General features: G+C 31.8%; 28 protein-coding genes and 1 tRNA gene. 11 read left to right on the top strand and 18 right to left on the bottom strand.

The window, feature by feature from the left end; all coding sequences use genetic code 11:
* Positions 1-160 precede the first annotated feature (160 nt).
* Positions 161-237 (top strand) — tRNA-Ala (locus METVU_RS08345).
* Between the two features lie 106 nt (positions 238-343).
* Here the strand turns inward: METVU_RS08345 and METVU_RS08340 are convergent.
* The 14 genes from METVU_RS08340 to METVU_RS08275 form a co-directional block, all read right to left on the bottom strand.
* On the bottom strand, positions 344-1,597 hold the full coding sequence (locus METVU_RS08340) for a thiamine-phosphate synthase family protein (RefSeq protein WP_015733752.1): 1,254 nt from the start codon (positions 1,595-1,597) through the stop codon (positions 344-346).
* Positions 1,598-1,638: 41 nt separating this feature from the next.
* Positions 1,639-1,887 carry a hypothetical protein gene (locus METVU_RS08335; protein WP_015733751.1) on the bottom strand — a complete coding sequence of 83 codons (249 nt, stop codon included), beginning with the start codon at positions 1,885-1,887 and terminating at the stop codon, positions 1,639-1,641.
* Positions 1,888-1,889: 2 nt separating this feature from the next.
* Entirely contained in the window at positions 1,890-2,900 is a 1,011-nt protein-coding gene (gene trpD / locus METVU_RS08330; RefSeq protein WP_015733750.1) for an anthranilate phosphoribosyltransferase, read from the bottom strand.
* 1 nt (position 2,901) lies between these two features.
* Positions 2,902-3,546 (bottom strand): phosphoserine phosphatase SerB, encoded by a 645-nt coding sequence (serB, locus tag METVU_RS08325; protein WP_015733749.1) that lies wholly within the window; start codon positions 3,544-3,546, stop codon positions 2,902-2,904.
* Positions 3,547-3,650: 104 nt separating this feature from the next.
* Positions 3,651-3,875 (bottom strand): hypothetical protein, encoded by a 225-nt coding sequence (locus METVU_RS08320; protein ID WP_015733748.1) that lies wholly within the window; start codon positions 3,873-3,875, stop codon positions 3,651-3,653.
* Positions 3,876-4,070: 195 nt separating this feature from the next.
* Positions 4,071-4,322 (bottom strand): phosphoribosylformylglycinamidine synthase subunit PurS, encoded by a 252-nt coding sequence (purS, locus tag METVU_RS08315; RefSeq protein ID WP_015733747.1) that lies wholly within the window; start codon positions 4,320-4,322, stop codon positions 4,071-4,073.
* A 39-nt stretch (positions 4,323-4,361) separates the two neighbouring features.
* Positions 4,362-5,090, bottom strand: coding sequence for a phosphoribosylaminoimidazolesuccinocarboxamide synthase (gene purC / locus METVU_RS08310; protein ID WP_015733746.1), 729 nt, complete (start codon positions 5,088-5,090; stop codon positions 4,362-4,364).
* Between the two features lie 57 nt (positions 5,091-5,147).
* Entirely contained in the window at positions 5,148-5,639 is a 492-nt protein-coding gene (locus tag METVU_RS08305; protein WP_048196954.1) for a universal stress protein, read from the bottom strand.
* Between the two features lie 12 nt (positions 5,640-5,651).
* Entirely contained in the window at positions 5,652-6,692 is a 1,041-nt protein-coding gene (gene tdt / locus METVU_RS08300) for a TDT family transporter (protein WP_015733744.1), read from the bottom strand.
* Between the two features lie 286 nt (positions 6,693-6,978).
* On the bottom strand, positions 6,979-7,437 hold the full coding sequence (gene rpsS, locus METVU_RS08295) for a 30S ribosomal protein S19 (RefSeq protein ID WP_015733743.1): 459 nt from the start codon (positions 7,435-7,437) through the stop codon (positions 6,979-6,981).
* A 62-nt stretch (positions 7,438-7,499) separates the two neighbouring features.
* Complete coding sequence (locus tag METVU_RS08290; RefSeq protein ID WP_015733742.1) at positions 7,500-8,228, bottom strand: 50S ribosomal protein L2; 729 nt, start codon at positions 8,226-8,228, stop codon at positions 7,500-7,502.
* Between the two features lie 155 nt (positions 8,229-8,383).
* On the bottom strand, positions 8,384-8,644 hold the full coding sequence (locus METVU_RS08285) for a 50S ribosomal protein L23 (RefSeq protein WP_015733741.1): 261 nt from the start codon (positions 8,642-8,644) through the stop codon (positions 8,384-8,386).
* A 114-nt stretch (positions 8,645-8,758) separates the two neighbouring features.
* Positions 8,759-9,517, bottom strand: a complete 759-nt coding sequence (rpl4p, locus tag METVU_RS08280; protein WP_015733740.1) for a 50S ribosomal protein L4 — start codon at positions 9,515-9,517, stop codon at positions 8,759-8,761.
* 155 nt (positions 9,518-9,672) lie between these two features.
* Positions 9,673-10,680, bottom strand: a complete 1,008-nt coding sequence (locus METVU_RS08275; RefSeq protein WP_015733739.1) for a 50S ribosomal protein L3 — start codon at positions 10,678-10,680, stop codon at positions 9,673-9,675.
* A gap of 263 nt (positions 10,681-10,943) precedes the next feature.
* Between METVU_RS08275 and METVU_RS08270 the strand changes: the two genes are divergently transcribed.
* Complete coding sequence (locus METVU_RS08270; RefSeq protein ID WP_394296113.1) at positions 10,944-11,558, top strand: translin family protein; 615 nt, start codon at positions 10,944-10,946, stop codon at positions 11,556-11,558.
* Positions 11,559-11,592: 34 nt separating this feature from the next.
* On the opposite strand, the gene METVU_RS08265 is transcribed toward METVU_RS08270, so the two are convergent.
* Positions 11,593-12,636, bottom strand: coding sequence for an mRNA surveillance protein pelota (locus METVU_RS08265; protein WP_015733737.1), 1,044 nt, complete (start codon positions 12,634-12,636; stop codon positions 11,593-11,595).
* Positions 12,637-12,669: 33 nt separating this feature from the next.
* Positions 12,670-13,083 carry a Tfx family DNA-binding protein gene (locus METVU_RS08260; RefSeq protein WP_015733736.1) on the bottom strand — a complete coding sequence of 138 codons (414 nt, stop codon included), beginning with the start codon at positions 13,081-13,083 and terminating at the stop codon, positions 12,670-12,672.
* A 294-nt stretch (positions 13,084-13,377) separates the two neighbouring features.
* Here METVU_RS08260 and METVU_RS08255 point away from each other — a divergent pair, with 294 nt between their 5' ends.
* Genes METVU_RS08255 through METVU_RS08245 form a run of 3 tightly spaced genes read left to right on the top strand, consistent with a single transcriptional unit; the run spans position 13,378 to position 16,854 of the window.
* The gene (locus METVU_RS08255; RefSeq protein WP_015733735.1) at positions 13,378-14,022 is read left to right on the top strand and encodes a protein-L-isoaspartate O-methyltransferase; all 645 of its coding nucleotides are present in this window, start codon (positions 13,378-13,380) and stop codon (positions 14,020-14,022) included.
* Positions 14,023-14,062: 40 nt separating this feature from the next.
* A complete protein-coding gene (locus METVU_RS08250; RefSeq protein ID WP_015733734.1) occupies positions 14,063-15,784 on the top strand; it encodes an ATP-dependent DNA ligase in 1,722 nt (573 codons plus the stop codon).
* Positions 15,785-15,807: 23 nt separating this feature from the next.
* Positions 15,808-16,854: a mechanosensitive ion channel family protein gene (locus tag METVU_RS08245; RefSeq protein ID WP_015733733.1), complete on the top strand. Its 1,047-nt coding sequence runs from the start codon at positions 15,808-15,810 to the stop codon at positions 16,852-16,854.
* Positions 16,855-16,882: 28 nt separating this feature from the next.
* Here METVU_RS08245 and minD read toward each other — a convergent pair whose 3' ends face one another.
* Positions 16,883-17,671: a cell division ATPase MinD gene (gene minD, locus METVU_RS08240; protein ID WP_015733732.1), complete on the bottom strand. Its 789-nt coding sequence runs from the start codon at positions 17,669-17,671 to the stop codon at positions 16,883-16,885.
* A gap of 400 nt (positions 17,672-18,071) precedes the next feature.
* Between minD and METVU_RS08235 the strand changes: the two genes are divergently transcribed.
* The 6 genes from METVU_RS08235 (at position 18,072) to METVU_RS08210 (ending at position 22,753) form a co-directional block, all read left to right on the top strand.
* Positions 18,072-18,275 carry a histone family protein gene (locus METVU_RS08235; RefSeq protein WP_010869663.1) on the top strand — a complete coding sequence of 68 codons (204 nt, stop codon included), beginning with the start codon at positions 18,072-18,074 and terminating at the stop codon, positions 18,273-18,275.
* A gap of 402 nt (positions 18,276-18,677) precedes the next feature.
* The gene (locus METVU_RS08230; protein WP_015733731.1) at positions 18,678-19,184 is read left to right on the top strand and encodes a MogA/MoaB family molybdenum cofactor biosynthesis protein; all 507 of its coding nucleotides are present in this window, start codon (positions 18,678-18,680) and stop codon (positions 19,182-19,184) included.
* Between the two features lie 3 nt (positions 19,185-19,187).
* Complete coding sequence (locus METVU_RS08225; protein WP_015733730.1) at positions 19,188-19,961, top strand: D-aminoacyl-tRNA deacylase; 774 nt, start codon at positions 19,188-19,190, stop codon at positions 19,959-19,961.
* Entirely contained in the window at positions 19,946-20,731 is a 786-nt protein-coding gene (larB, locus tag METVU_RS08220) for a nickel pincer cofactor biosynthesis protein LarB (protein ID WP_015733729.1), read from the top strand. Before METVU_RS08225 ends, larB begins: the two co-directional genes overlap by 16 nt.
* Before the next feature lie 138 nt (positions 20,732-20,869).
* Positions 20,870-22,015 (top strand): DUF2226 domain-containing protein, encoded by a 1,146-nt coding sequence (locus tag METVU_RS08215; protein ID WP_245528134.1) that lies wholly within the window; start codon positions 20,870-20,872, stop codon positions 22,013-22,015.
* Between the two features lie 174 nt (positions 22,016-22,189).
* Positions 22,190-22,753, top strand: a complete 564-nt coding sequence (locus METVU_RS08210; RefSeq protein ID WP_015733727.1) for a roadblock/LC7 domain-containing protein — start codon at positions 22,190-22,192, stop codon at positions 22,751-22,753.
* Between the two features lie 57 nt (positions 22,754-22,810).
* Here the strand turns inward: METVU_RS08210 and METVU_RS08205 are convergent, their stop codons facing one another.
* Positions 22,811-24,076 carry an MBL fold metallo-hydrolase gene (locus METVU_RS08205; protein WP_015733726.1) on the bottom strand — a complete coding sequence of 422 codons (1,266 nt, stop codon included), beginning with the start codon at positions 24,074-24,076 and terminating at the stop codon, positions 22,811-22,813.
* Positions 24,077-24,114: the final 38 nt, after the last annotated feature.

Here is a 24,114-nt window from a genome sequence, read left to right as displayed (position 1 = left end):
TTACTTTTTATTTTTATTTTATTTTTATGTTGTTTACTTTAATTTTAAAAATTGCAGGATTTCTTTAAATACCTTCATCTTAATCTACAAATTTAAATATGTCTCTGAAAATAGAAAATTTTATATATTAGGGATTAATATTAACAACTGTGATTTTTATGGGCTGGTAGCTCAGCATGGGAGAGCGCCGCATTGGCTGTGCGGAGGCCGCGGGTTCAAATCCCGCCCAGTCCACCATTTTATTTTTGTAATTTTGAATAATGACTATGATAAGTTATAATGTTAAAATCAGCACGTTTAAATCAATTAACCCATAAATTTTTTAATTAACGTTTTTTAAGTGTTATCTTAAAGAATTATAGATCTTTTGAATAACTTCAACTTTTTTAATAACTTCAACTGCATCTCTACCTAAAACTCTAATCATCGGCTCTTTTCCTTCTCCTCCTTTATCATAAATAAGGTCTGGAACTCCTCCAAACTTTTCACAGGCAAGTGTTGTTCCCCATTCCATAGTTGAAACATCTGGCGGTTCATCTTTTCGGTCAAATGAAGATACGGTAAATTTATCTTGTAATATTTTTATTAACTCCTCATCATATTTTATGTTCATACAAGATCTTATTTCTGGGTTAAATTTACTTGCAGATAAAATTATCTTTGCAATATGCTCAGAAGCTCCAAACTCTACATCTCCAACGATATAAAAACCTCCAAGTTTATTTTTTATTATTCTTCCAGTTAATCCCGCAACATCTCTAAAATCTTTTGGAATTGGAAGAGATTCAGCAATATTACTACCTACTTCTGGGATTAAGTTGAAATTCATATGTTTTAGAAGATATAATGCATAGTTGAGATTTTTAATAACTGTTTCTTTACTGATATATGTGGGGTTGCTGTTATATCCAAGTTTTGATTTTTTTGAGTAGATGATTGAGGATAGTGTAAATTTTTTTGCTTCTTTAATGGCTTCTTCCAAATTTCTACCTTTGGAAAGAAACGCGGTTATGGCTGTTGAATAAACGCATCCAGTTCCATGAACTTCTCTGTTAATTCTGAATCCTTTAAATGTTTTTATGATTTTTGAGTTTTTTAATAAGATGTCATTAATGCCTGTAATTAGAATATTTAAATCGTCTTTTATTTTTAATTTGTTATTTTTGGTAAAGTTGATTATTTCATTATATTCCTGTCGATTTGGGGTTATCAAAAAGCTTTTGTTAAAGAGCTTAATATACTCTGCAAGTAGTTCTTTATTAGCGAATGGAAATTTTGTTGTTGATGCTAAAACTGGATCGCAGATAACTTTTAATTCATATTTGTCAATGTATTTTAATAAAACGTTGATGGCAGTTGTTGTTAAAACACCCGTTTTAACATATTCAATATCAAACTCCTCAAAGACCGCTTTAAACTGATTTTTGATATTATTTTCTGATAAATCGAACTTTTCATAAACCATTTTATTATTTTGTGGAATTATTGAGGTTGTTATTGTTGGGCAGTAAACATTTAACGTATGGGCTGTTTTCATATCTGCAGAGATACCAGCTCCACCTGTGGGATCATAACCTCCTATTGCTAAAATAACCATGAAATCACCAGTTAGGTTTTAATCTGGTATGATTGAAGTATTTATAATGATTTTACATTTATTTCTCTTAAACATTCCATAATTCTATTAAGGTTTTTTTCTAAGAGCTCTATTTTTTCTAAATCTTCTTCTGCTTCTTTTCTGTCAATTTCTCCATTAGAAATTTTTTCTTTTAATTCTTTTTTTGTTTTAACTCCATATTTTTCGAGAATATTGTTTATTTCTATTTCAATATCTCTTATCTCATCTGAAAATACTTTTTTCATTGAATTTATGATTACTTTTTCCATAGTTAACCCTCTCTATAAAAGTCAATTAGATCTTCTAATTTTTTCAATGCTTTTCCGCTATCAATAGATTTTTCGGCTAATTTAATTCCTTCTTCTACATTTTTGGTTTCATCTGCAATATATAGGGCAAAGGCAGAATTTAAAACGACAATATCTCTCTTAGCACCCACTTCTTCTCCTTCGAATATTCCTCTAATTATCTTTGCGTTTTCTTCGGAGTTTCCTCCTTTAATTTCATCCAATTTAGCTTTTTTAATCCCGAAATCTTCTGGATCAATATAGTATGTTTTTATTTCTCCGTTTTTCATTTCTGAGATTTTTGTTTTTCCAATTGTTGTTATTTCGTCCATTCCACTCCCATGAACTACAAGTGCTCCTTTTAATCCGAGATTTTTTAATACATTTGCTAATTTTTCAGTTAATTTTTCATCATAAACGCCCATTAGTTGATAATTGGCATTGGCGGGATTAGTTAAAGGACCTAAAACATTAAAAACAGTTCTAATTCCTAAATCTCTCCTAACGGGTGTTGCATACTTCATTGCTGGATGAAATTGGGGGGCAAATAAAAATCCAATTCCTAATTCTTCAATGGATCTTTTTATTTTTTCAATAGATACATTTAAGTTAACGCCCAGAGCTTCTAAAACGTCTGCACTACCACTTTTACTACTAACTGCTTTATTTCCATGTTTTGCTACTGGAACGTAGGTTGAAACGACGAAGGCAGTGGCAGTGCTTATATTGAATGTGTTTAAGTTATCTCCCCCGGTTCCGCAGGTATCTAAAAGCTTAGGAACATTTGGATGTATTTTTATTGAATGTTTCCTCATAACTTCGGCAAAAGCAGTTATTTCGTCTATTGTTTCCCCTTTCATTCTTAAAGCAGTTAATAGTGAGGCAATTTGTGTGGGTTTTGCATACCCGCCCATGATTTCTTCCATAACTTCTTCTGCTTCTTTTTTATCTAAATCTTTAAACTCTACTATTTTTTTTATGGCATTTTCAATCATGTTATCCCTCCTCTCTTTTTAAATATTTTAAAATCTCCCTTAAATCCCTTTTTTCTACACAAACATCTGCTTTTTCTTTTAATACTGGTTTAGCACAAAAAGCTATTTTAAAACCTGCTTTTTTAAACATACTTATATCATTAGCCCCATCTCCCACAACCACAGTATCTTCTAATTTTATTCCTTCAATTTCGGCTATTTTTTGCAATATCTCCCCTTTTGCATCTTCTTTTAAAACCTCTCCTTCAACTTCTCCTGTTAGTTTGCCATCTTTAACTATTAGCCGATTTGCAAAAGCATAATCCAATCCCAATTTTTCTTTAATCCTATTAACTGCAATATCAAATCCACCGCTAACAACAGCAACAATATATCCTCTATTTTTTAACTCTTTAATGGTCTCTTCGGCTCCTTCTGTTAACGTTATCCTCTTCATAGCATTTTCTACTTTTTCGACTGGGAGATCTTTTAGTAAGTTTACTCTCTTTTTTAACGACTGCTCAAAGTTTAATTTTCCTTCCATCGCTTCTTTTGTGATTTTTTTAACCTCTTCTTCAACTCCTGCTTCTTTTGCGATCTCATCTATTGTTTCATTATTAACCAACGTGCTATCGAAATCAAATAAAATAAGTTTCTTTTTTTCCATTTAATCACCGCTCTCCAATTCTTTAATTACCTATTATAAATTTAGATTCAAGTGAGTTTTTAAATTATTAATTCTGCATTTTCAATTAATGTTTTTCTTTTAACTTATATGATTTTAGAGTTAATGTTTATGTCTGGATTTATAAAATTCATGTTTTTGTTTGTTTTGAACATCTTTAAACTTTTAAATGGACTCTTAGAAAAATAGATAATTTTATCTTCTCTGTTGTATCCTCTGGTCTTTAAAATAATAATCTGTTCCTTATGATTTCCATTTATTACAAAATATATAAAGTTATTTAATAAATCGTTTTCATCAATAACTCTCATAATCTCAACCTTAAATATCAATTTTTGGACAATAGATTGAAGATTATCAACGTCATTCGAATTTGATATAGTATAAATTTTTTTAATAAATATAATAATATAAATGAAGGACACCTACTTATGATTTAAGATAACAACTTGTTAATCTTCTATTTTGTTTATTTGGCATGAATTTCACAAAAAATTAAAAAAGAGTTATTCAATCTTCTCAATTTTTATCTCATAATCGTGAATAACCGGGTTTGCTAATAACTTTTTGCACATCTCTTCAACTTCTTTCTCGATCTCTTCTTTGCTATCTCCTTCTATAATCATATCGATCATCTTGTATGTTTGGACATCTTTAACGTTATTGAATCCTAAAAAGTTTAATGCCCTGTTTATTGTTCTTCCTTCTGGATTTAAGACACCTTTTTTTAGTTTTATTATAACTGTTGCCTTATACATGAAAACTCACCAATTCTTTTTAATAAGACGCTATATATTTTACCCTCTATTTAATAAGCCCAATCTCTCAGCAACTACCTTATATTTTGCTATAACATCCCCTAAATCCTTTCTAAATACATCTTTATCCAATACATCTCTTGTTTCTTTATCCCACAATCTCATAGTGTCGGGACTTATTTCATCAGCCACTAAGAGATTTCCATCTTTATCTCTTCCTATTTCAATTTTGAAATCCACCAATAAAATCCCTTTTTCATCAAAGTATTTTTTTAATGCTTCATTAACCTTTAATGCAATTTTTTTGATTTCTTCTAATTCTTCTTTTGTTGCTAAGTTTAAAGCCAATGCAATATCATCATTTAACATTGGATCTCCGTATTCATCGTTTTTATAATCAAATTGAACAATTGGAAAGGGTAGTTCTTCCCCTTCTTTAAAGGGATATTTTTTGCATAAGCTTCCTGCTGCGATATTTCTCACGATCACTTCTATTGGGATTATCTCAACTTTTTTAGCAATCATGTATCTTGGTTCTATGTATTTTATGTAATGGGTTTTAATTCCGTTGTTTTCTAAAACCTCGAATAATTTTGAGGAGATTAAAGCGTTTAAATACCCCTTTCCTTCTTTAACATCATGCTTAGCTCCATTTCCAGCAGTTATGTCGTCTCTAAACTCTATTAATACCTTTTCATCGTCAATTTCGTAAATTGACTTTGCCTTTCCACTGTATAATGGTGTTTTTTTCATTAGGTTGATGTCCATAACTCCCACCTTTTCTTAAAAAATAATTATTTAGGTCTAATATTGGCTAATTTTATTTTATTCAACTTTTTTCCTTTTAACTATTAAAACAGGTTTTTTTGATTTTTTAATCACGTTTTCTGTAACGGAGCCGAGGAGTATTTCTTTTAGATTGGTTTTACCGTGGGATCCCATTATTATAATATCTACCTGCTCTTCTTCTGCCACTTTTACGATCTCTTTGTGTGGAACGCCAACAACTATAAGATCTTTAACTTTAAAACCTAATTCTTCAAGTTCTTTTTTAATTGGTTCTATTTTACTTTCTGCCTCTTTCATTAGTTTATCTTTTAATTCCTTTTCAAATTCCTCAACTGATTTATTTAGCCCAGCTACACCTAAAAGTAAAGATAATATATCTTTCTTTTTTATTTCTCTTTCATCTATAACGTGTAGTATTACAACTTCTTCTGATTTAAGTTTTTTAAATGCTTTTACATGATTTAGGGCAAGTTCAGCGGTCTCAGAGAAATCTGTTGGATAGAGGATCTTTTCATATTTTCTGCACATTTTCATCACCAGTTAACCTTTGAATAACTCTCCCGTATAAACTTTGTTTATTGTTTTTATTAAAGTTATCGTCCACAGGAAGAGTAGTAGCCAGTAGAGTGCAAAGCCAATATAATCTACAATATTCAGTTTAAATAAGTTAAATATTAAATGAGATGAAGCAACATACGCTCCGAGAGGGAAGATAAAAGCCCACCATGGCATTCCGTAGGGTAGTTTTAGGTTTTTTATATAGTAGATTGTCATTATAATTGCCATTATAGTCCACCAAAGTCCAAAACCCCAGAATAAAAATGAAAATATATAGAAGGGATTTTTAACTGAGACAAGCGGAGAGTTGTTAACCAAATTTATTATTGCAATGATCCCTGCCCCTATTGGACCGAGATTTATCCATATTGTAGGGGCTAATGCAGAGGGAAGGGGGTTGTGTAATATAAACCTATACATGACTATCGCCAGTAGTGCTAAATATGCAAACAACCCAGATCCTAATCCATAGTAGTTTACAAGAGTGATTAACTCGTAGAGAAGTCCTGAGGAGTGTGGCATTAATAAACTGCCAGCGATTGCCATAACGAGTAAACCTACTGGAGGAATATACCACCCAGGATTTACGTGATCTAATTTTATGTGTTCAGATTTAAACATGTAAAACGTTACTATTGTGCTGAATATGAGCATTCCAACAACTCCTAACCACCAGAAGATCTCTCCGATAAACATGTTATTTCCAATCATTATAAAGTCGGAGGCCAATACAAGGCATGCAACTGCAACTGTCGGATAGAAAGAACTTAATATTGGATGTTTTAAATCAGCAAATGCATTTTTTGGAAACATTATCCATCTTAATGTCCATGGAATTATAAATATAAAAAACATTCCTATATTAAAATAAAATAGTAAATATGCCAAACTCTTCAATATTGGGAAATAGGTTGAATAAAGTAAGCTGTCTATTGCTAAGATTCCTGTTCCCATTACTGCTGCAAACCATGAGGGAATAAAATTTTTTATTATATCTAATTTGGATTCGCATGCTTCGAACATTATTTTCACCTAAAATCTCTGTTTTTTATTTTTTATAATGTAGTTTTATTTTTAATTATTTAATTCTGCTTCCAAATTTGTTTTTGTAGTTTGGTTATCTGCTTTAACGCATTAAATATTTACACTTATATTTATAGTTTTTGATTAACAAATGTATTTCAATATTTTTAAAAAATATCTAAATAAATTTTAATGGATTGACGAATTTAATAGTCAACAGTTCATCCGCATATATCAATAGACAATTAAATAAAAAAATAAAAATAAAAAAGAAACAATTGCGGGATTATTTGATTGGAACGAACATTGAACTTCTTGTAGCTCCCATACCTGGGCTTCCATGCTGAACTGGTTTTCTTGTTAACGCAAACTCTCCTAAATAATGCCCAATCATCTCAGGAGAGATCTTCACTTCTACAAACTCTTTTCCGTTGTAAATTCCAAAGGTTATTCCAACCATATCCGGAGTTATAACAAAGTCCCTACAATGTGTCCTTATGGTTCTTGGTTCTTTACCTTTATTTAATAATCTTCTCGCTTTTTTGATTTTCATTGCCAATTTTTTCTGTTGTGGAGTTAATCCTCTTAATAATGTTCTTCTCTGTCTTGCAGGCAACAACTTTGCAAACTCTCTTAAAGGCATTTGTTGCAACTCCTCTAACGTGTATCCTCTATACTTAAATTCAATCTTTCTTGAAATTACTTGTTTTTTCTTTTTGATTCTTCTTCTTTTTACAGATGCCATTATTATCCACCTTAGTAAGTTTCTTTTTTATTTATTATTTCCTTAAAAAAATAAAATTTAAATTATTTTCTAACTCCTGTTCTTCTTGCAGATATATGTCCAACTTTTCTTCCTGGTGGAACTTTTTTCCTTGAAACGGTTGTTGGTTTTCCAGTGTGTTGATGTCTTCCTCCACCGAATGGGTGATCGACAGCGTTCATTGCAACTCCTCTAACTCTTGGCCATTTAACTGCTTTTGCTTTCATTGCATAGTATTTCTTTCCTGCCTTAACTAATGGTTTCTCCTTTCTACCTCCTCCTGCGACAACACCTATTGTTGCTCTACACATGGAGTGGAGTGCTTTAATATGTCCTGAAGGTAGTTTAACGTAGGTTCTTTCTCCATCGTGGGTTAAGATATGAGCGTAGCATCCCCCTGCTCTTACTAATTTTCCTCCATCTCCTGGAATTGATTCTATGTTAAAGACAGGGATCCCCTCTGGAATTGATCCTAATGGTAGAATGTTTCCGGGTTTTATCTCTGCAGAGACACCACATTCAATAATATCTCCAACTTTTACTCCTTCTGGCACAACCAATAATCCTTCTTCTCCTGTTTCATACTCAACTTTTGCAACAGGAGCACTTCTTCCAGGATCGTGGAGTATATCAACGATTTTTCCAATAACTTTTCCTCCTTTTTCTAACTCGTCAAATTTTCTGTATCTTGCTTCCCCTCTTCTTTTGTGTGAAGGACAAGCATACACTGAAGATCCTCTACCTCTTCTTTGAGAGATCAATCTTTTTCCCATTTTCACCACCACTTGAGGTAAATTTTTATGTGTTGAGTGTTTTTAGTTATTATATTTAATTAATGTTAAATTTGCAATTTTTAGTTTTATTTCAATTTTTACAACTCCTGATATTTAGTTAATATTTTCTCGACTATTTTCACTGTTTATCTATTTTAGTAGATTCCTAAGCTTGCTGCAATTTTGGTTGCATCGTATTTTGGTTTTAATTTAACATATGCTTTCTTCTCTCCTTTTGGAGTTATTAGTGTGTTTACTTTTTCAACTTCCACATCAAACAACTCTTTCATTGCTTTTTTTATATCCTCTTTTGTGGCTTTTTTATCTACATAGAATACTAATTTATTTTCCTCTTCAATCATTTTAACTGTTTTTTCAGTTACCACTGGCATTTTTATTACATCAAAGGCGTCCATTTTCATCCCCTTGTTTCGATATTTTCTTTTATTGTTGTGTTATAGTGGTTATTTTTTTATTGATGTTTACCATCTTTACGATTTTTCGATTTACCAAAGATTAGAAAATTGAAATTATTCAAATCTCTCTTTTAGTTTTTCAAGTGCTTTTTCTGTCCAAACAGTTAATCGTCCAGCAACTCCTCCAGGTGCTAAGTGTATTATTCCCAAGTCCTTTGCGGTTATAACATCAACTCCTGGTAGGTTTCTTGAAGCTAAAATTGCTTCGCATTTATCTCCAACAACAACTAAAACACTTCTTGGTTTTCTGTATCTTCTTCCTCTCATTTTACCTTTTCCAGCTCTAATTTTAATTCCATTCTTTGCCCTTATAACATCTTTATCAATTCCCAACTTTTCAAAGACAGCAAATACATCTTTTGTTTTTTGTAGATTTTCAAATGAGTCCTCTACAACGATAGGTAAATTTTCAGATTCAAACACATGTCCTCTTTCTTTAACTAATTCAGGATTCGCTGTTGCTGCAATAGCACTTTTTATTGCTTTAATTCTTTCTTTTTTATTTACTCTTTCCCATAATTTCTTTTCAACTTTTGGAGGGTGAGCTCTTCTTCCACCAACTGCCTGAGGAACTCTTGCAGCCCATCCTTGTGGAACTCTATCTACTCTTGCTCTACCATGCCCTTTACCAATGTTTTTGGCACTTGTCCTTAAACCTGCTAACACGTCAGATCCTTTTGGCTGTAATCTTGCCGTGAATGCAGATAAAAATGCTCTTTTTATTAAATCAGGTCTGTATTCTTCTTCAAATATTGAGGGTAGGTCGATTTCTTTTATTTCTTCTCCGTTGAGGTTATAAACAACTGCCTTCATTACTATCCACCTTCTCTCTCCATTATTGAATATCGTTAAATCATCTGTTTTTTCTGATTTTAATTTTTATTAATTTTTATTTTACTTATTTTACATTATTTTTTACTTTTAATTTTAAGTGTTTTAATCATTTATTATTTTTCATGGTTTCTTACTTATTTTCCTTGTTTTGATGTTGTGCTTATGTATGTTATTTCTGGAACTTTTATCAATGGCTCTTCTGGTCTTATAGCCCTTCTTAATACAATTAATCTTTTTGCAGGCCCTTGAACTGAACCTTTTAATACAACATAGTTGTTTTTTATAACTCCGTAGTGTAGGAATCCACCTTTTGGAGTTATCTCTTCTCCATTGTTCCCAATTTTTAATATTCTTTTGTTGTATTCTGTTCTTTGATGATAACCCATTTGTCCTGGCATTGGAACTGTCCACATGATCATCTTTGGTTGCCATGGCCCAATAGAACCAACGTGTCTTCCTACTCCTTTTCTTGCATGCTTTCCAAATTGTATTTTAACTCCCCATCTTTTAACTTGCCCTTGGAAGCCCTTACCTTTTGTAATTCCAATTGTGTCTGCTAATTCTCCTTCTTGGAATACATCTGTAATGTTTAACTGCTTACCTAAAATCTCTTTAGCGTAGTTTAATCTCTCCTCAATGTCTTTTCCTCCAATTCTAATCTCCAAGATCTCTGGTTTTTTCTTTGGCAAGCAAGTTAGTTTTGGATTTGTATGGACGAGAACTCTAACGTCCTCTATTTTATCTTTTATTGCCTCTAAATCATCAACTGTCTTTCTTTCTTCTTTTTTTGGAAGATTTATTTTTCTTTCCAATTCCTTGTCTAAGTTGTCTGCCCAGACCTCTGTTAATGTTGTTAAATAGTTTCTTTCATTTCTTCCGTAGACCCTTATTGCACATACGTTGATTGGTGGTGCTTCTAATATTGTGATTGGAGTAAACACTTCTTGCCCTGCTTTTGGACTTTTTTGATTATCTTCTTTTATGAATGCATGGCTCATTCCTGCTTTATAAACTGGAAATGCCTGTAATCTTACTGCCTCTTCATCTGGCCAGCTTCTAATTCTTGGAACTGGTCTTTTTGCTCTTTTTCTCGGACTAAATGCTAACGATCCTCTTCTTGGTCTATTAATACTCAATCCCATAATCTAACCTCCCGAATACATTTTGATGTTCTTTAAAATTCAAGTGTTTTCGATTTTTTAGTTTTTTACTGATTAAGATATTTATGGTATAAGATATTAGATATTATTTAGCATTATTATAGGGTTTGCTCGATTCCGCAAACCTGTCATTGCCCATGTGGGCTTTTCAGGTTTGCATTATATAAACTTAAAATTAAATATGATCAAAAAGAAAAGGAGGAGTGTATAATCAAATACAACACAATAGGTATATAAAATTTTTGGTGATCAGTGTGGAAGATGTAGGTTATCTTGTGGATTATCTTGCAAATAAAGATGAGGTTAGAGAGGAGGTGTTAAAGTTATCGAGGGAGATAACGAGAGATTGTGCAATGCTGATAAGGAGAATCCATAAGGAGAATGATGGCAGAGAGTTTGAAGAAGAGTTAAATAAAATCGCTGAAAAGATTAAAAACTTGAATTCGTTAGCAACTTTCCCAGAATTTGTCAATTATCTATCTACACCTCAGCAGGAGTTTGTAGAGGCACTATCTCTTTATGAGATAAAATTTAACAATAAAATTCCAAGATACAAAGATGTTGAATTTGTTAGAAAGGAAAATTACATATTGGGCTTAGCAGATGTAGTTGGAGAGTTGAGGAGGGAGGTTTTGGAAGCAATGAAAGATGATAACTTAGAAAATGTGGATAGATTTTTTAGATTTATGGAAGATATTTATGAGTTTTTAATGAATTTTGATTATTACCACGTAGTTGATAATTTGAGGAGAAAACAGGATATTTGTAGGGGAATCTTAGAGAGAACTCATGGAGATATTGTTAATTTTATTCAAAATCTCAAACTTAGAGAGGAGTTAAAGAGAGTGCAAAATCCTTAATTCATATTTATTTTGATGAAACTTTCTTAAAGTTTTATTCAATAGGAAATCTCAATAACCCTGCTATTCCCCCTAATGCCTTTAATTGCTTTCCAGAATCGTGTTCTGATGAGACGATTACAACTTTTCCACCCATCTCCTCTACACGACTTATTATTTCTTCAATTTCTCTATTCCGAACAAAACTATCCGAAACCAGTAAGGTATCTATTGCAGAATACTCTAACGCTTTTTTTACTTCATCAATTCCGTAAACAGCTAATCCTTTTTTTGCTATCTCTTCTAATAGTTTTTCTATCAGTTGTGTTTCTTTTGCAACCCTTGATTCTTTATAGATTCTGTTTATTATTCCCCTTTTAATAACTTCATTCATTCCTGCTCTTGATGTTGTTGAAATACTTTCAACTACTATTTTTCTTTTTAACTCAGGGTATTGAGAGGAAATAAAGTTGTAAAAACTATTTTTTGCAAATCCAGGGCCTGCTACAAGGATGTTGTCAACATCATACTCCGATAAAACCTTCGCTATCTCATGATAATACTCTTTTTTTAACTCTTCATTTATCTTGTAGTCAAGTTTTTTTGATGAGTGGGATTTTATTGAGCAGATCTCTTTTATATTGTAATCCCTGATTTCGAATATTTCTGCCTCTTCATCATCCATTATTACAACCAAAACTTTTGGTCTTTTTGAGGAATTAATTGCATCTTTTATTCTTTCTATTTGCCATTTTTTCCATTCCTTTTGTATTGAGATTTCATCGTAGGGCTTAACCTCTATTGTGTGATGACTTCCAAGAGGAACATCCTCAGGTCCGCTAATTATAGTTCCAAGAATTCTAACTCGTTTTGTGTTTTCATCGAATTCAACGTTCTTTGTCTCAATTCCCAAAAACATTTTTTTCTTAGCTCCCCTATCTGCTCTTATCATATCCCCTTTATCTTGAACTCTCCTTTCAGTTATTGCAAATATTTTATCCCCTTCTTCTATTATGTTGTAGATAACCCAAAGATCGTCTAAATTTTCAGGCATGAGTTTTATTGTCTGCTTTTGAGGAATTTCTTTTATTATCTTCATTTACACACCTCCTTATCTGGATTTAAATATAATTTAAATCTGCCCTACATCAATATCTCCATTTTCAAGGACATATATTCTAAATTTCTTCTTAACTGTTCTTTTCTCAATAAATTCTGAGGCAGAATTTTTTAAAACATCTAAAAGTTCTAAGGTGTTATATTTTACTTTTATTCCCGCAGTATCTGCTTCTTTAAAAACAACTTCGGGTATTTTAAGGACGTCAGTTCCCTCTTCAATATCGAGAAAGATCGGGGCCATTATTTTGTTATAAATTCTTAAAGTGTTTTTGGCTTTTTTTACATTTTCTCTCGCTCTTTTTTCTATCATACTTATGTTTGCTCTACTTGTCCCGAGTATTTTTGCAATTTCTTCCTGAGTGAGGCCTTTTTTTCTTAATTTTAATACCTTTATTTGTGTCTCAGTTAAAAACGAGTTTTCTACCATAATAGACACCTAAATTGTTGTCTGTTTTGTTATCTATGTTATTGTTTCAAACTAAATATCTATATAAATAAAACTTAATTAATGATTATTTAAATTGTCAATTATTTAGATTGTTTAAGTGAACCTTTGTTAATTTTATAGAATTAATGTTAATCAATACTGATTATAATTATTTTGCTATGCTATATGATATAAAAACCCTATCAAAAACAAAGAATAAAAATAAAGCAATAAAATAATAAAAGATAAAAAATGGAAATGATAGAAATAAGAGATTAGAAAGAGGGGAAGATTATGGATCTTGACGAGGAAAAAAGAAGAGTTATTGAAAAACTTATAAGAGAGGGATATATTAAAAGTAAGAGGGTTATAGATGCACTGATGAAGGTTCCAAGGGAGGAGTTTATTCCAGAACATCTGAGAAAATATGCCTATGTAGACACTCCCTTGGATATTGGCCATGGACAAACGATCTCAGCAATTCACATGGTTGGATTGATGAGTGAACTTTTGGACTTGAAACCAGGGATGAAAGTGTTAGAAATTGGAACAGGTTGCGGTTATCACGCAGCGATAACTGCTGAGATTGTTGGAAAAGATGGGTTAGTTGTTAGTATTGAGAGAATTCCCGAGTTGGCAGAAAAAGCTGAAAAAACTTTAAGAAAGTTAGGATACGATAACGTGATTGTAGTTGTAGGGGATGGAACACTTGGATATAAACCGTTAGCCCCTTACGACAGGATCTACGTTACCGCAGCCGGTCCAAAGATTCCAAAGGCGTTAATAGAGCAACTGAAAGATGGTGGAAAGTTGTTAATGCCCGTTGGAAAATATTTACAGAAGTTGATTTTAGTAGAAAAGAGAGGGGATGAACTGATTATGAAGGACTATGGAGAAGTGGCTTTTGTTCCTTTAATTGGTAAAGAAGGGTTTCCTTAATAATGATCTGACTTAAAAAATCAACCTTTTTGGTGAAATAATGCTTTGGAAAGATGTTTGTGAGATATTTGATAAAATAGAAAATACAACAAAACGGTTAGAGAAAAGAGATTATTTCATTAAATTAATAGATCTTGTTAAAGAAAAAGGAAAACCAGAAGATTTAAAGAAAATATGTTATATGGCCATTGGAAGAGTATATCCTGAATATGACGAAAGGGAACTTGGCATTGGAGAAAAACTACTAATAAATGCAATAACTTCGATGGGAATTAAAAAAGAGGAATTATTAGAAAAAATTAAAGAGACAGGAGATATTGGGTTTGCAGTAGAACAGTTAAAATCAAAAACAAAACAGTTATCTTTGCTTCTATCTCCTTTAACTGTGGATGACGTTTATGAAACCTTAAAAAGAGTTGGAGAAATTGAAGGAGAGGGCTCTCAAAAGAAGAAATTAAGATTAATAAGTAGTTTGTTTATGAGGGCCTCTCCAATAGAGTGTAGATACTTAGCGAGATTGATTTTAGAAGATATGCGACTCGGTATGAATGTTCCTACGATACTTGATGCCCTATCCGTTTACTTCAACGTTCCAAAGGAAAAGTTGGAGAAGATATATGCTATAACGAATGACATTGGACTATTGGCTGAAAAATTAATTAAAAATGAGTTAGAAAGTGAGGACTTGAAGTTAAAACTATTTAGGCCGATAAAACCAATGCTGGCACAATTAGCCCCTTCAATTGAGGAGGCATTATTGGAGATGGGAAAAGCCCAATTTGAGACGAAATATGATGGAGCGAGAGTTCAAATTCACAAAGGAGGGGATAAAGTTAAGATATACAGTAGAAGATTGGAAGATGTTACAAATGCTCTTCCAGAAATTGTGGATGCAATCAAAAAGATAAATGTTGAGGAATTGATAGTAGAAGGGGAGTGTGTTGCAATAGATAAACAAACAGGAAAACCAAGGCCTTTCCAAGACATTCTTAGGAGATTTAGAAGGAAATATGACATTGGAAAGATGATGAAAGAAATAAATTTGAGAGTTTATTTATTTGATATTCTCTATAAAAACGGAACATCTTTGATAGATGAGGAATTTGAAAAAAGAAGAAAAGAATTAGAAGATATTGTAGGTTATGAAAACGATTGGAGGACAGAACGGGAAAGAATAGAACGAGAGTTAAAATCTGACAAGATTGTGGATATTTCCTACAAATTAGTTAGTGATGATCCAAAGGAAGCAAGAGAGTTTTACAATTGGAGTTTATCAATCGGACATGAGGGAGTTATGATAAAAAACTTAAAAGCCCCTTACACTCCAGGTAGTAGAGTTAGAACAATGTATAAATTTAAACCAACTCTTGAAAGTTTGGATGTTGTTATAACAAAGGCAAAGAGAGGAATGGGAAAGAGGAAAGATTGGTATGGATCGTTTGAAATATGCGTTAAAGATGAAGAAGGGAATTTATATCCGATAGGTTATGTTGGAACTGGATTAAGTGAAGCGGATTTGGAAATGTTAAAAGAGGAAATTGACAAAATAATAAAAAGAGATCTCGGAGAGGAGGTTGAAGTTGAACCAAAAATTGTTATTGAAGTTGCTTATGAAGAAATTCAGAAATCAGATAAGTATCCATGTGGTTATGCCCTAAGGTTTCCAAGGGTTGTAAGATTTAGATTTGATAAGGGAAAGGATGATATAAACACTGTAAAAGATGTGGAAAGAATTTATGAGATACAGAGAGGTAGAAAGTGAGATATTTTTAGGGGGGAGAGGAAATGGAGGTCTTTGGAAACGATCTATACAACATAATAATTTTTATACTAATAGCGGTGTTTGGTGTATTGGTTGGAAAAATCGTTGATAGGATTATAAGAAACTACTTAAAACGCATAATAAACAAAACTAAAACAAAATTTGACGATATATTGTTAGATGCTATTGATCTGCCAATAATTGTATTGGTTGTTACGATATTTTTTTATTTTGGTTTAAGATTTTTAACGTTGCCAGATTATCTATTTAAAATAATAAACGAATCAGTTAAAGTAGTGGTTATTCTATGTGCAACATATTTTGCAGTTAAATTTTTAGATGGGGTATTTGAGCACTACCTCATCCCCTTGACAGAGAGAACAGAAACAGAGTTAGATGAACATATAATAAAACCACTCAAAAAAGTTGTAAAGATCTTAACAATTATTCTCGGGTTGTTAACTGCTTTAAGCTCAGTTGGTTATGACATTACCGCTTTATTGGCAGGTTTGGGTGTTGGTGGTTTAGCAGTTGCTCTGGCAATGCAAGATACAATAAAAAATTTTATTGCGGGCATTTTAATATTAATAGATAAGCCGTTTAGTTTAGGGCACTGGGTAAAGGTTAAAGGAGCAGAAGGGATAGTGGAAGAGATTGGTATTAGAAGCACAAGAATAAGAACGTTTGATCATACCCTAATAACAATTCCAAACTCTGAACTTTTAGATTCAGCAATTGAAAATTTAACAGTTAGGGATAGAAGAAGAGTTTTAACGACTATTGGCTTAACATACGACACACCAGTAGAAAAAATAGAAAAAGCAAAAGAAATTGTGAAAGCAATACTGGAAGAACATCCTGCTACTCTTCCTCCATATAGGGTTCATTTCAAAGAGTACGGGGACTGGTCTCTAAATTTGAGAGTTGAGTATTTTGTAAGAAATGTAGGGTTTGATTACTATTTAAATGCAATTGATGAGATAAATTTAAAAATAAAAAAGGAATTTGAGAAGGAAGGAATAGAAATGGCGTTTCCAACATATACGGTTTATTTGAATAGGGACAATTAAAGCAATGAAATTTCCTATTTTTTATTTTTTAAAGTTTTAATTTTAAATATCTCTTAATTTTGTCAATTATGGTTAAGTTATGATGTTTAGTTCCAACATCTTCTTCAATGTAAATAGGAACCCCTGATATTATTGAAGCCAATTTCATATATGCCAAAGAAGCAGGAGAATTTTTTTTGTATTCAATAACACACATTTTTTTTAGTGCTGCTGCCCTAACACTCTCATCTTCCGGAACTTCAACTAACACCTTTCCCTTTATGATCATCTCTATCTCATCCCTTCTCATCTCCCCAAAATCCCTTCCAACTCTATTCAACACAATGCCAAGAAGAGGGGTTCCTGCCATTTCTGCACTCTCTTTTAACCTAACAGCGTCAATGATTGAAAACATCTCAGGAGTAACAACAAGAAGTAGTTTATCTGCAATTGCCAGGTGTGTTGCCATCTCTCTATTTAATCCCGCAGGGGCATCGATCACTATATAGTCGAAATCATCCACTACTTCATTTACAACATCTGGAAGTAAATCAATATCTGATTTTTTATACCCTTCGAGAGATAAACTTGTGGGAAGAACATAAACTCCTGTTTTGTGTTTATAGATCGCTTCTCTGACATCTGCCTCTCCACTTAATACTTCGTGTAATGAGGGCTTTTTTCTTTCTAAGTTAAATAAGACCCCTAAATTTGCCATTGATATATCTCCATCTATTGTTAAAACCTTTTTTCCTAATTTTGCGAGAGATACTGCCAAAGAGGCAGATGTAGTGGTTTTTCCAACTCCTCCTTTTCCTGATGCAATGGTTATAATCATAATATCCCAATTAGTCCTTTTTAAGCTCATTTATGTTATTAATTGACATTTTTGATTTAATTATTTTATCCTGTTATTAAAAATTTAATATTTAATTAACTTTTAATCCTTAATCCTTTAGGTATCATATAATTATTCTCAAATTTTAATTACTCTATTACTTTATATCAAAAACAATTTAAAAATATTTGGGTTTTTGAATTAATATTACTAATCAACTCCAATATGTAATATATAGAAAGTGGAGCGATCGTATCATATAACTTTATGAGGGTTATTCTTTTTAACGATTATTATCTCCGCTGAGATCTTTTTACAGCAATAACTGAAATATAACCGAAAATTTTAAATACTGTATTTTCTAAGAACATTTATTGAAAATCTTTTGTGAGGTGATATTATGGCTGAGCTTCCAGTTGCACCATTTGAAAGAATCTTGAAAAAGGCAGGAGCAGAGAGAGTTAGTAGAGCTGCTGCTGAATACTTAGCAGAGGCAGTTGAAGAAATCGCATTAGAGATTGCAAAAGAAGCAGTTGAATTAGCTAAGCACGCAAAAAGAAAAACAGTAAAAGTCGAAGACATAAAATTAGCTTTAAAAAAGTAAGATAATTGAAAATAACACAAAACAGTTAAAAGACAAACAAAAAACGACTGTTTAATTTAGAATGTTGCAGTTATTTTATAACCCTATTTTATTTTTTGAGAGATTTATTATTTGATTTTATTAGATTTTATTGTTTTGTTATATTGTTTTGTTATTAGGTCTAATTTTTTATTGATTTAATAGGATTTTGAGAATAACATTTATCTTATGTATATGCACATAATCATAACCTAATATATCAATTAGTTGTTTACACTGTTGGAACCTATAATGGGAGAGATGCAAATAACAACAAAAATAAAAATCGAAATGAAATAAAAAATAAAATAATAAAATTAAAATGAACAAAATTTATTAAAATCTATTAAAATATATATTAAAATTTTATTTGCGGTGGAATCAATGCATAAAGTAGTAAAGGATATAAAATATGCAGTAATAACAGTAAGCGATAGTAGATATAATATGCTAATTAATATAGAGGACAGAAAAGACCTAAAAAATATAAACGATGAGTCAGGAACACTTCTAACGAAAGAGTTAGATGCCAAGGTTTATACCATAGTTCCTGATAATAAAGAGATGATAAAAGGTGTGGTTGAGCATATAGCAGATCACTTTGATGTTGATTGTATTGTCTTAACAGGAGGAACTGGTATCTCAAAAAGAGATAACACTGTTGAGGCACTTAAAGATCTGATAGAGAAAGAACTGGATGGTTTTAAAATTATCTTTCAACATATGAGTTATGAGGAAGTTGGGTTCTCTGCAATACTATCAAGAGCTATGGCTGGAATTTATAAGGATAAAGTAATATACTCAATTCCTGGCTCTGTAAATGCATGTAAGACAGCTTTAAAAATAATTAAAAAAGAAACTGGGCATATATTGGGACATTTGGGGAGATAAACTATGAAATTTTTACTAATAGCATCAAATAGAGATCCTGCAAGTAAAAACATTGCTAAATGCATAAGAGAGGAATTTGGAGTGGATGTATTTGAAGTTGAGAAGGAACTTTTATCTATAACGTCAGATGATTTAGAAACTGCACATTATTACATATTTTTGTCAAAACACAGAAGTAAAGCAGGAAAACCTTCCTTAACCGTTCACACTCCAGGAAATTTAACAGAAAATAACGAATTCGGAGGAAATCCAAAAGAAGTATGTCCGAGTGATGCTATTTTAAACACCCTTCTATTAAAAAACATCTACAATACATACGTGGAATTCCACAAACTCGGAAAAATAGGAAACTTTGACGTGTCTTTTGAGGTTGTTCATCACTCTCCAACAGATTTAAAAGCCCCAACTGTCTTTGTTGAGATTGGAAGCACAGAAAAAGAGTGGCGTTTAAAAGAAGCGGGAGAGGTAATTGCAAAATCTGTTTTGGATACCATAGAGATGATTAAATCAAAAAATTACGATAAAAAAATTAAAGCGGTAGGGTTTGGAGGAGGACATTATGCTCCAAAATTCACAAAACTTGCATTAAGCGGAGATTACTATTTTAGTTATCTTATTCCAAAATACTGCTCAGTTGATGAAGATGTTCTAACTCAACTTTTCGAAAAAACAGATGTGGATATTGCTCTTATTGATTGGAAAGGTTGTAAAGGAGAGGATAAGAAAAGATATGTAAAATTTTTTGAAAAGGAGGGAATTAAATGGGAAAAGATTTGAGAGAACTACTTTTAGCATTTAAAAATGGAGAACTTGATATTAATGAAATTGAAAAATTAATAAAACTAAACTATTTTGAGGAGATTGGGACTGAATTAAAACTTGATATAAATAGAGAGTTTAGAACGGGCGTTCCAGAAGTTGTTTATGGCAGAGGAAAAAGTATAGATGAGATAATTAACTCAACGTTGAAACTTGCAGAGAATAATGGAGTTGCTCTTGCCACAAAGATAGAAAATATCGAAAAACTTTGCGACGAAATTAGGAAGATGGATCTAAAAAACTATGAGGTAAAGATTAATAAAAGGGCGAAAACATTAATAATAAAAAATAAAAACTATAAAATAAAAAAAATAGGTAAAGTGGGAATATTAACTGCGGGAACTTCCGATATTGCAGTAGCAGAAGAGGCAAAAGATACTTTGGAAGTGATGGGAGTTGAGACAATAACATCTTATGATGTTGGAGTGGCAGGGATACATCGACTTTTTCCTGCTTTAAAAACTATGATAGAGAAGGATGTTTCCTGTGTGATAGTTGTTGCAGGAATGGAAGGAACCCTCCCCTCGGTTGTAGCTTCTATGATTGATGTGCCAGTTATTGGTGTGCCGACATCAACATCTTATGGAATAAAGATCACCCCCCTTTTGACAATGTTGCACTCCTGCTCCCCTGGGATTGCAGTTGTTAACATAGATAACGGATTTGGAGCAGGCGTTTTTGCTGGCTTGATCGTGAGAAGATGTTATAGATCTCACGGTGTCAAATAATATTAAATAATTAAATTAACTAAAATATAATAACCCATAACGATAGGTGAATAATAGAAAGCTATCAAGTCGTATATTCTAACATTGCGACGTGAGAATATACGGATTAAACAATTTTGAATAATATTAGATGAGGGAATGGTTATGATAAAGGTAGTTGAAGGAGAGTTAGTTGAAAAATTAAATGAAGGACAGTTAGATGATCTTATAAACAAAATTGATATTGGTTATATACTTGTTTTAGCGAAAAAAGATGGGAAATTATGGGAAGGATACATTTTTGTTGAGAATGGAAAGGTTATTGGGGTTTATTACACCGATAATGATATGGTTGAAGAGTATGGAAACCTTGAGGGAATAGTAGAACTGTTGAATGAAGAAGATAAGTCAATTGAAATTTACAAATACAATAGAGATAAGATAAATCTGATGAAGTGGTTGTATCCTGAGATCTTTACAGTAAAAATCCAAGAAGAAACGGAAACAGAAAAAGAAGAAAAGCCAGATAGTAAAGAAAATTATCTTAATATTAAATTAGACATCCCTCTTGATAAATTAATAGCCACAAACGTGCGAGATTTTGAGAAATATTTGGAAGATGGGAAGTATATTGTTATAAACGTCTATAAAAAATCTTCTAATGGCTATGAAAATGGATATATAATATTTAAAGGAAGGGAACCAATAGGTGCCGCTTACGAGTGCAATTTGGGAGTTTTACTTGGAGAGACCGCTTTAAAAAAATTGGAACAACTACTCTCTGATGAGGATTCTATCATTGATGTTTATGAATACAATGAAAGAAAGGCAAATATTATTTTAGAGTTATACCCAGAGATGAGATTGGTTAGTGAAGATGAGAAAGAGAAAGAAGAAAATAAAGAACTTCAAGAAGAACAAATGCCAATAAATGAGGTTTCAAGAGAGGAACTACTAAAAAAACTTGGAATAAAAGAGCCGGATGAAGATTGGGTAGAAACAATACTTGAAGAAGTGTTTAGTCCCTCTGAGGAAGAGTTAGAAGAATTAAAAGAGAAACTCTGTAAAGAGATCGTAGAGAGAATTAAGATGATGGATGGAATTGAAGATGTAAAGCCAGAGTTAAAAATAAAATGGGAAAATGGAAGATACTATTTGTTTGGAGATATTCATGTGAAGAGGAAAAGAATATTGGGAATAATTAAAAAAGATGTTGATCCATCTGTGGTTAAGTTTGAAATAGATAAGATAATTAGAAAGCATCTCTCAAAATACACATCGAGAATTTCAATAAATGTAGATTAAATTATTATTAAGTGGAATCTAATTGTTATTGATTCATTTTAAACCTCACAAAAAAGTTAAATAAAAAATTATATAAAATCAAATTATGAAAATTATTAAATTAAAAACCTTTAATAAAAATTAAAAATAACGATAATACGTTGAGTAAGGAAAAACGTGTGAAGAGGTTTAACTATGAATGCGATAATTGCCTTTCTAATCCTTTTTATAGTGGGAGTAGGAATTGGAGTTGGAGCTTACTACTATAAAGAGAGAGAACAGAAAAAAACCTATAAATTGATAGAAATGGAAATTATAGAAAACTTAAAGGAATTAAAGCCATATGTTGCCCCTGATGAAGATAAAGAATATACAAAAGAATTTGACTTGGTTGAAATCGCATTATCTTATGATATTGAGGATATTATTGTTGTTAACGATGAGGGGCTGGTTATTGCTACGACATTAAAAGATGCTGAGGAAGTAGGAGCAACTGCCTCAGGGATCTTTGAATACATAAAAAAGATGTGTGGAAACGTTAAAAAAGTTGTGATATATAAAGATGACAGTTATCTATACATATATCCTTTAAACTTGTATGGAGAAAACTTATATGTGATAATTGAGTCAAAAATCTCACTTGATGTAATTGAAGAGAAAGAAATAATGAAAAAGATAACAGGAGTTCTTAAGAAGTATTTCTCTGCTATTAAGACAATAGAGCAAGAAATTCCAGAGGAAGGAATTTTAGCAGTGTAATTGAATTAAATTAATAAAAAATATATTAAAAAAATAAAAATAAAAAAATATTTTAATTTAAATGGGCAATACAGTTCCCTTAACAGGAACAAAAGTTGGAATCTTTAATGTTTTCCAAATTGTCATAGCGAAAGAGAGCGCTTGATACCTCTCCCCATGCATAACAATCGCTTTTTCTGGTTTTGGAATCTTTTTTATATATCGAACCAATGAATTATAATCCCCATGTGCAGAAAACTCAATTTTAACAACTTTACCGTTTATTGGTATTTTATTTTTAAATGGCTGGATTTCTTCTGCTCCTTCTTCTAACTCTCTACCAATAGTTCCTTCTGCCTGATAACCCGTTAATATAAGCTTGTTCTTAGGATCTTTTAGTAGTTTTAAATACTTTAAAATAGGTCCACCCTGAACCATTCCTGATGTAGAAACGATAATACATGGTTCTTTATTAAAAACTAAATTATCATCCGCTTTTTTTATTTCTCCAAATGGATTTATCCCATTTTCTATCATATTCTTTATTTTTGGATTCAGCCAGTTAGTATAACTCATATAAACAGCAGTAGCGTGAATCAGAGATCCATCCGTATAAATAGGCACTTCTGTTAAATTACCACTCCTCATGTAGTTATTTAATATTAATAAAATTTCCTGAGCTCTGCCTATTGCAAAGACAGGAATTATAACTTTTCCTCCATTTTCTATGGTTTCGGCGATCTCCTCTATTAGCTGTCTTTCTAAGGTTTTTCTTGCGGGCTTTACATCCAAGGGTGATCCATAGGTTGACTCCACTATCAAAACATCTATTTCATCAAAGTCAGTGTCAGCTGAAAGTAGAGTTCTTGAAACATTTTCATTTATATCTCCGGTGTAGAGTATTTTTTTACCGTCCACTTCTAAGTATATGGATGCACTTCCTAAGATATGCCCTGCATTATAAAATTTGAATTTAATATTGTCATTTATGCTTCTTTCCTCATAGTAGTTTAAACATTCAACACTACTCATAGCATTTTGAATGTCCTCTTCTCCAAATGCCTTTTTTAAGTTTAGCGTATCTCTCCATGTGATAAACATCAGATCTGCTGTTGGATGAGTGCAGTATATCTTTTTAAATTTGTAAAATGGTAGAGCCCCACAGTGATCTAAGTGAGCATGAGAAATAATAACTGCATCTATACTTTTATCATCAACCTTTGGAATCTCCCCGGTATCTGGAGATAATCCACAATCTAACAATATCTTCCCTTTCTGCGATTCAACTTCTACGCAACTCATTCCTATTTGCTGACATCCTCCATGAAATTTCAATAAAACCATTTTATCCACTCTCCAAAAAATTTATATACACTCGTTTA

This window comes from Methanocaldococcus vulcanius M7 (assembly GCF_000024625.1).
In the GTDB taxonomy this organism is placed as follows: Archaea; AGJL01; Methanococci; order Methanococcales; family Methanocaldococcaceae; genus Methanocaldococcus; species Methanocaldococcus vulcanius.
The sequence above is the reverse complement of the archived record's forward strand: the minus strand, read 5'-3'. Positions and strand labels throughout refer to the sequence as shown.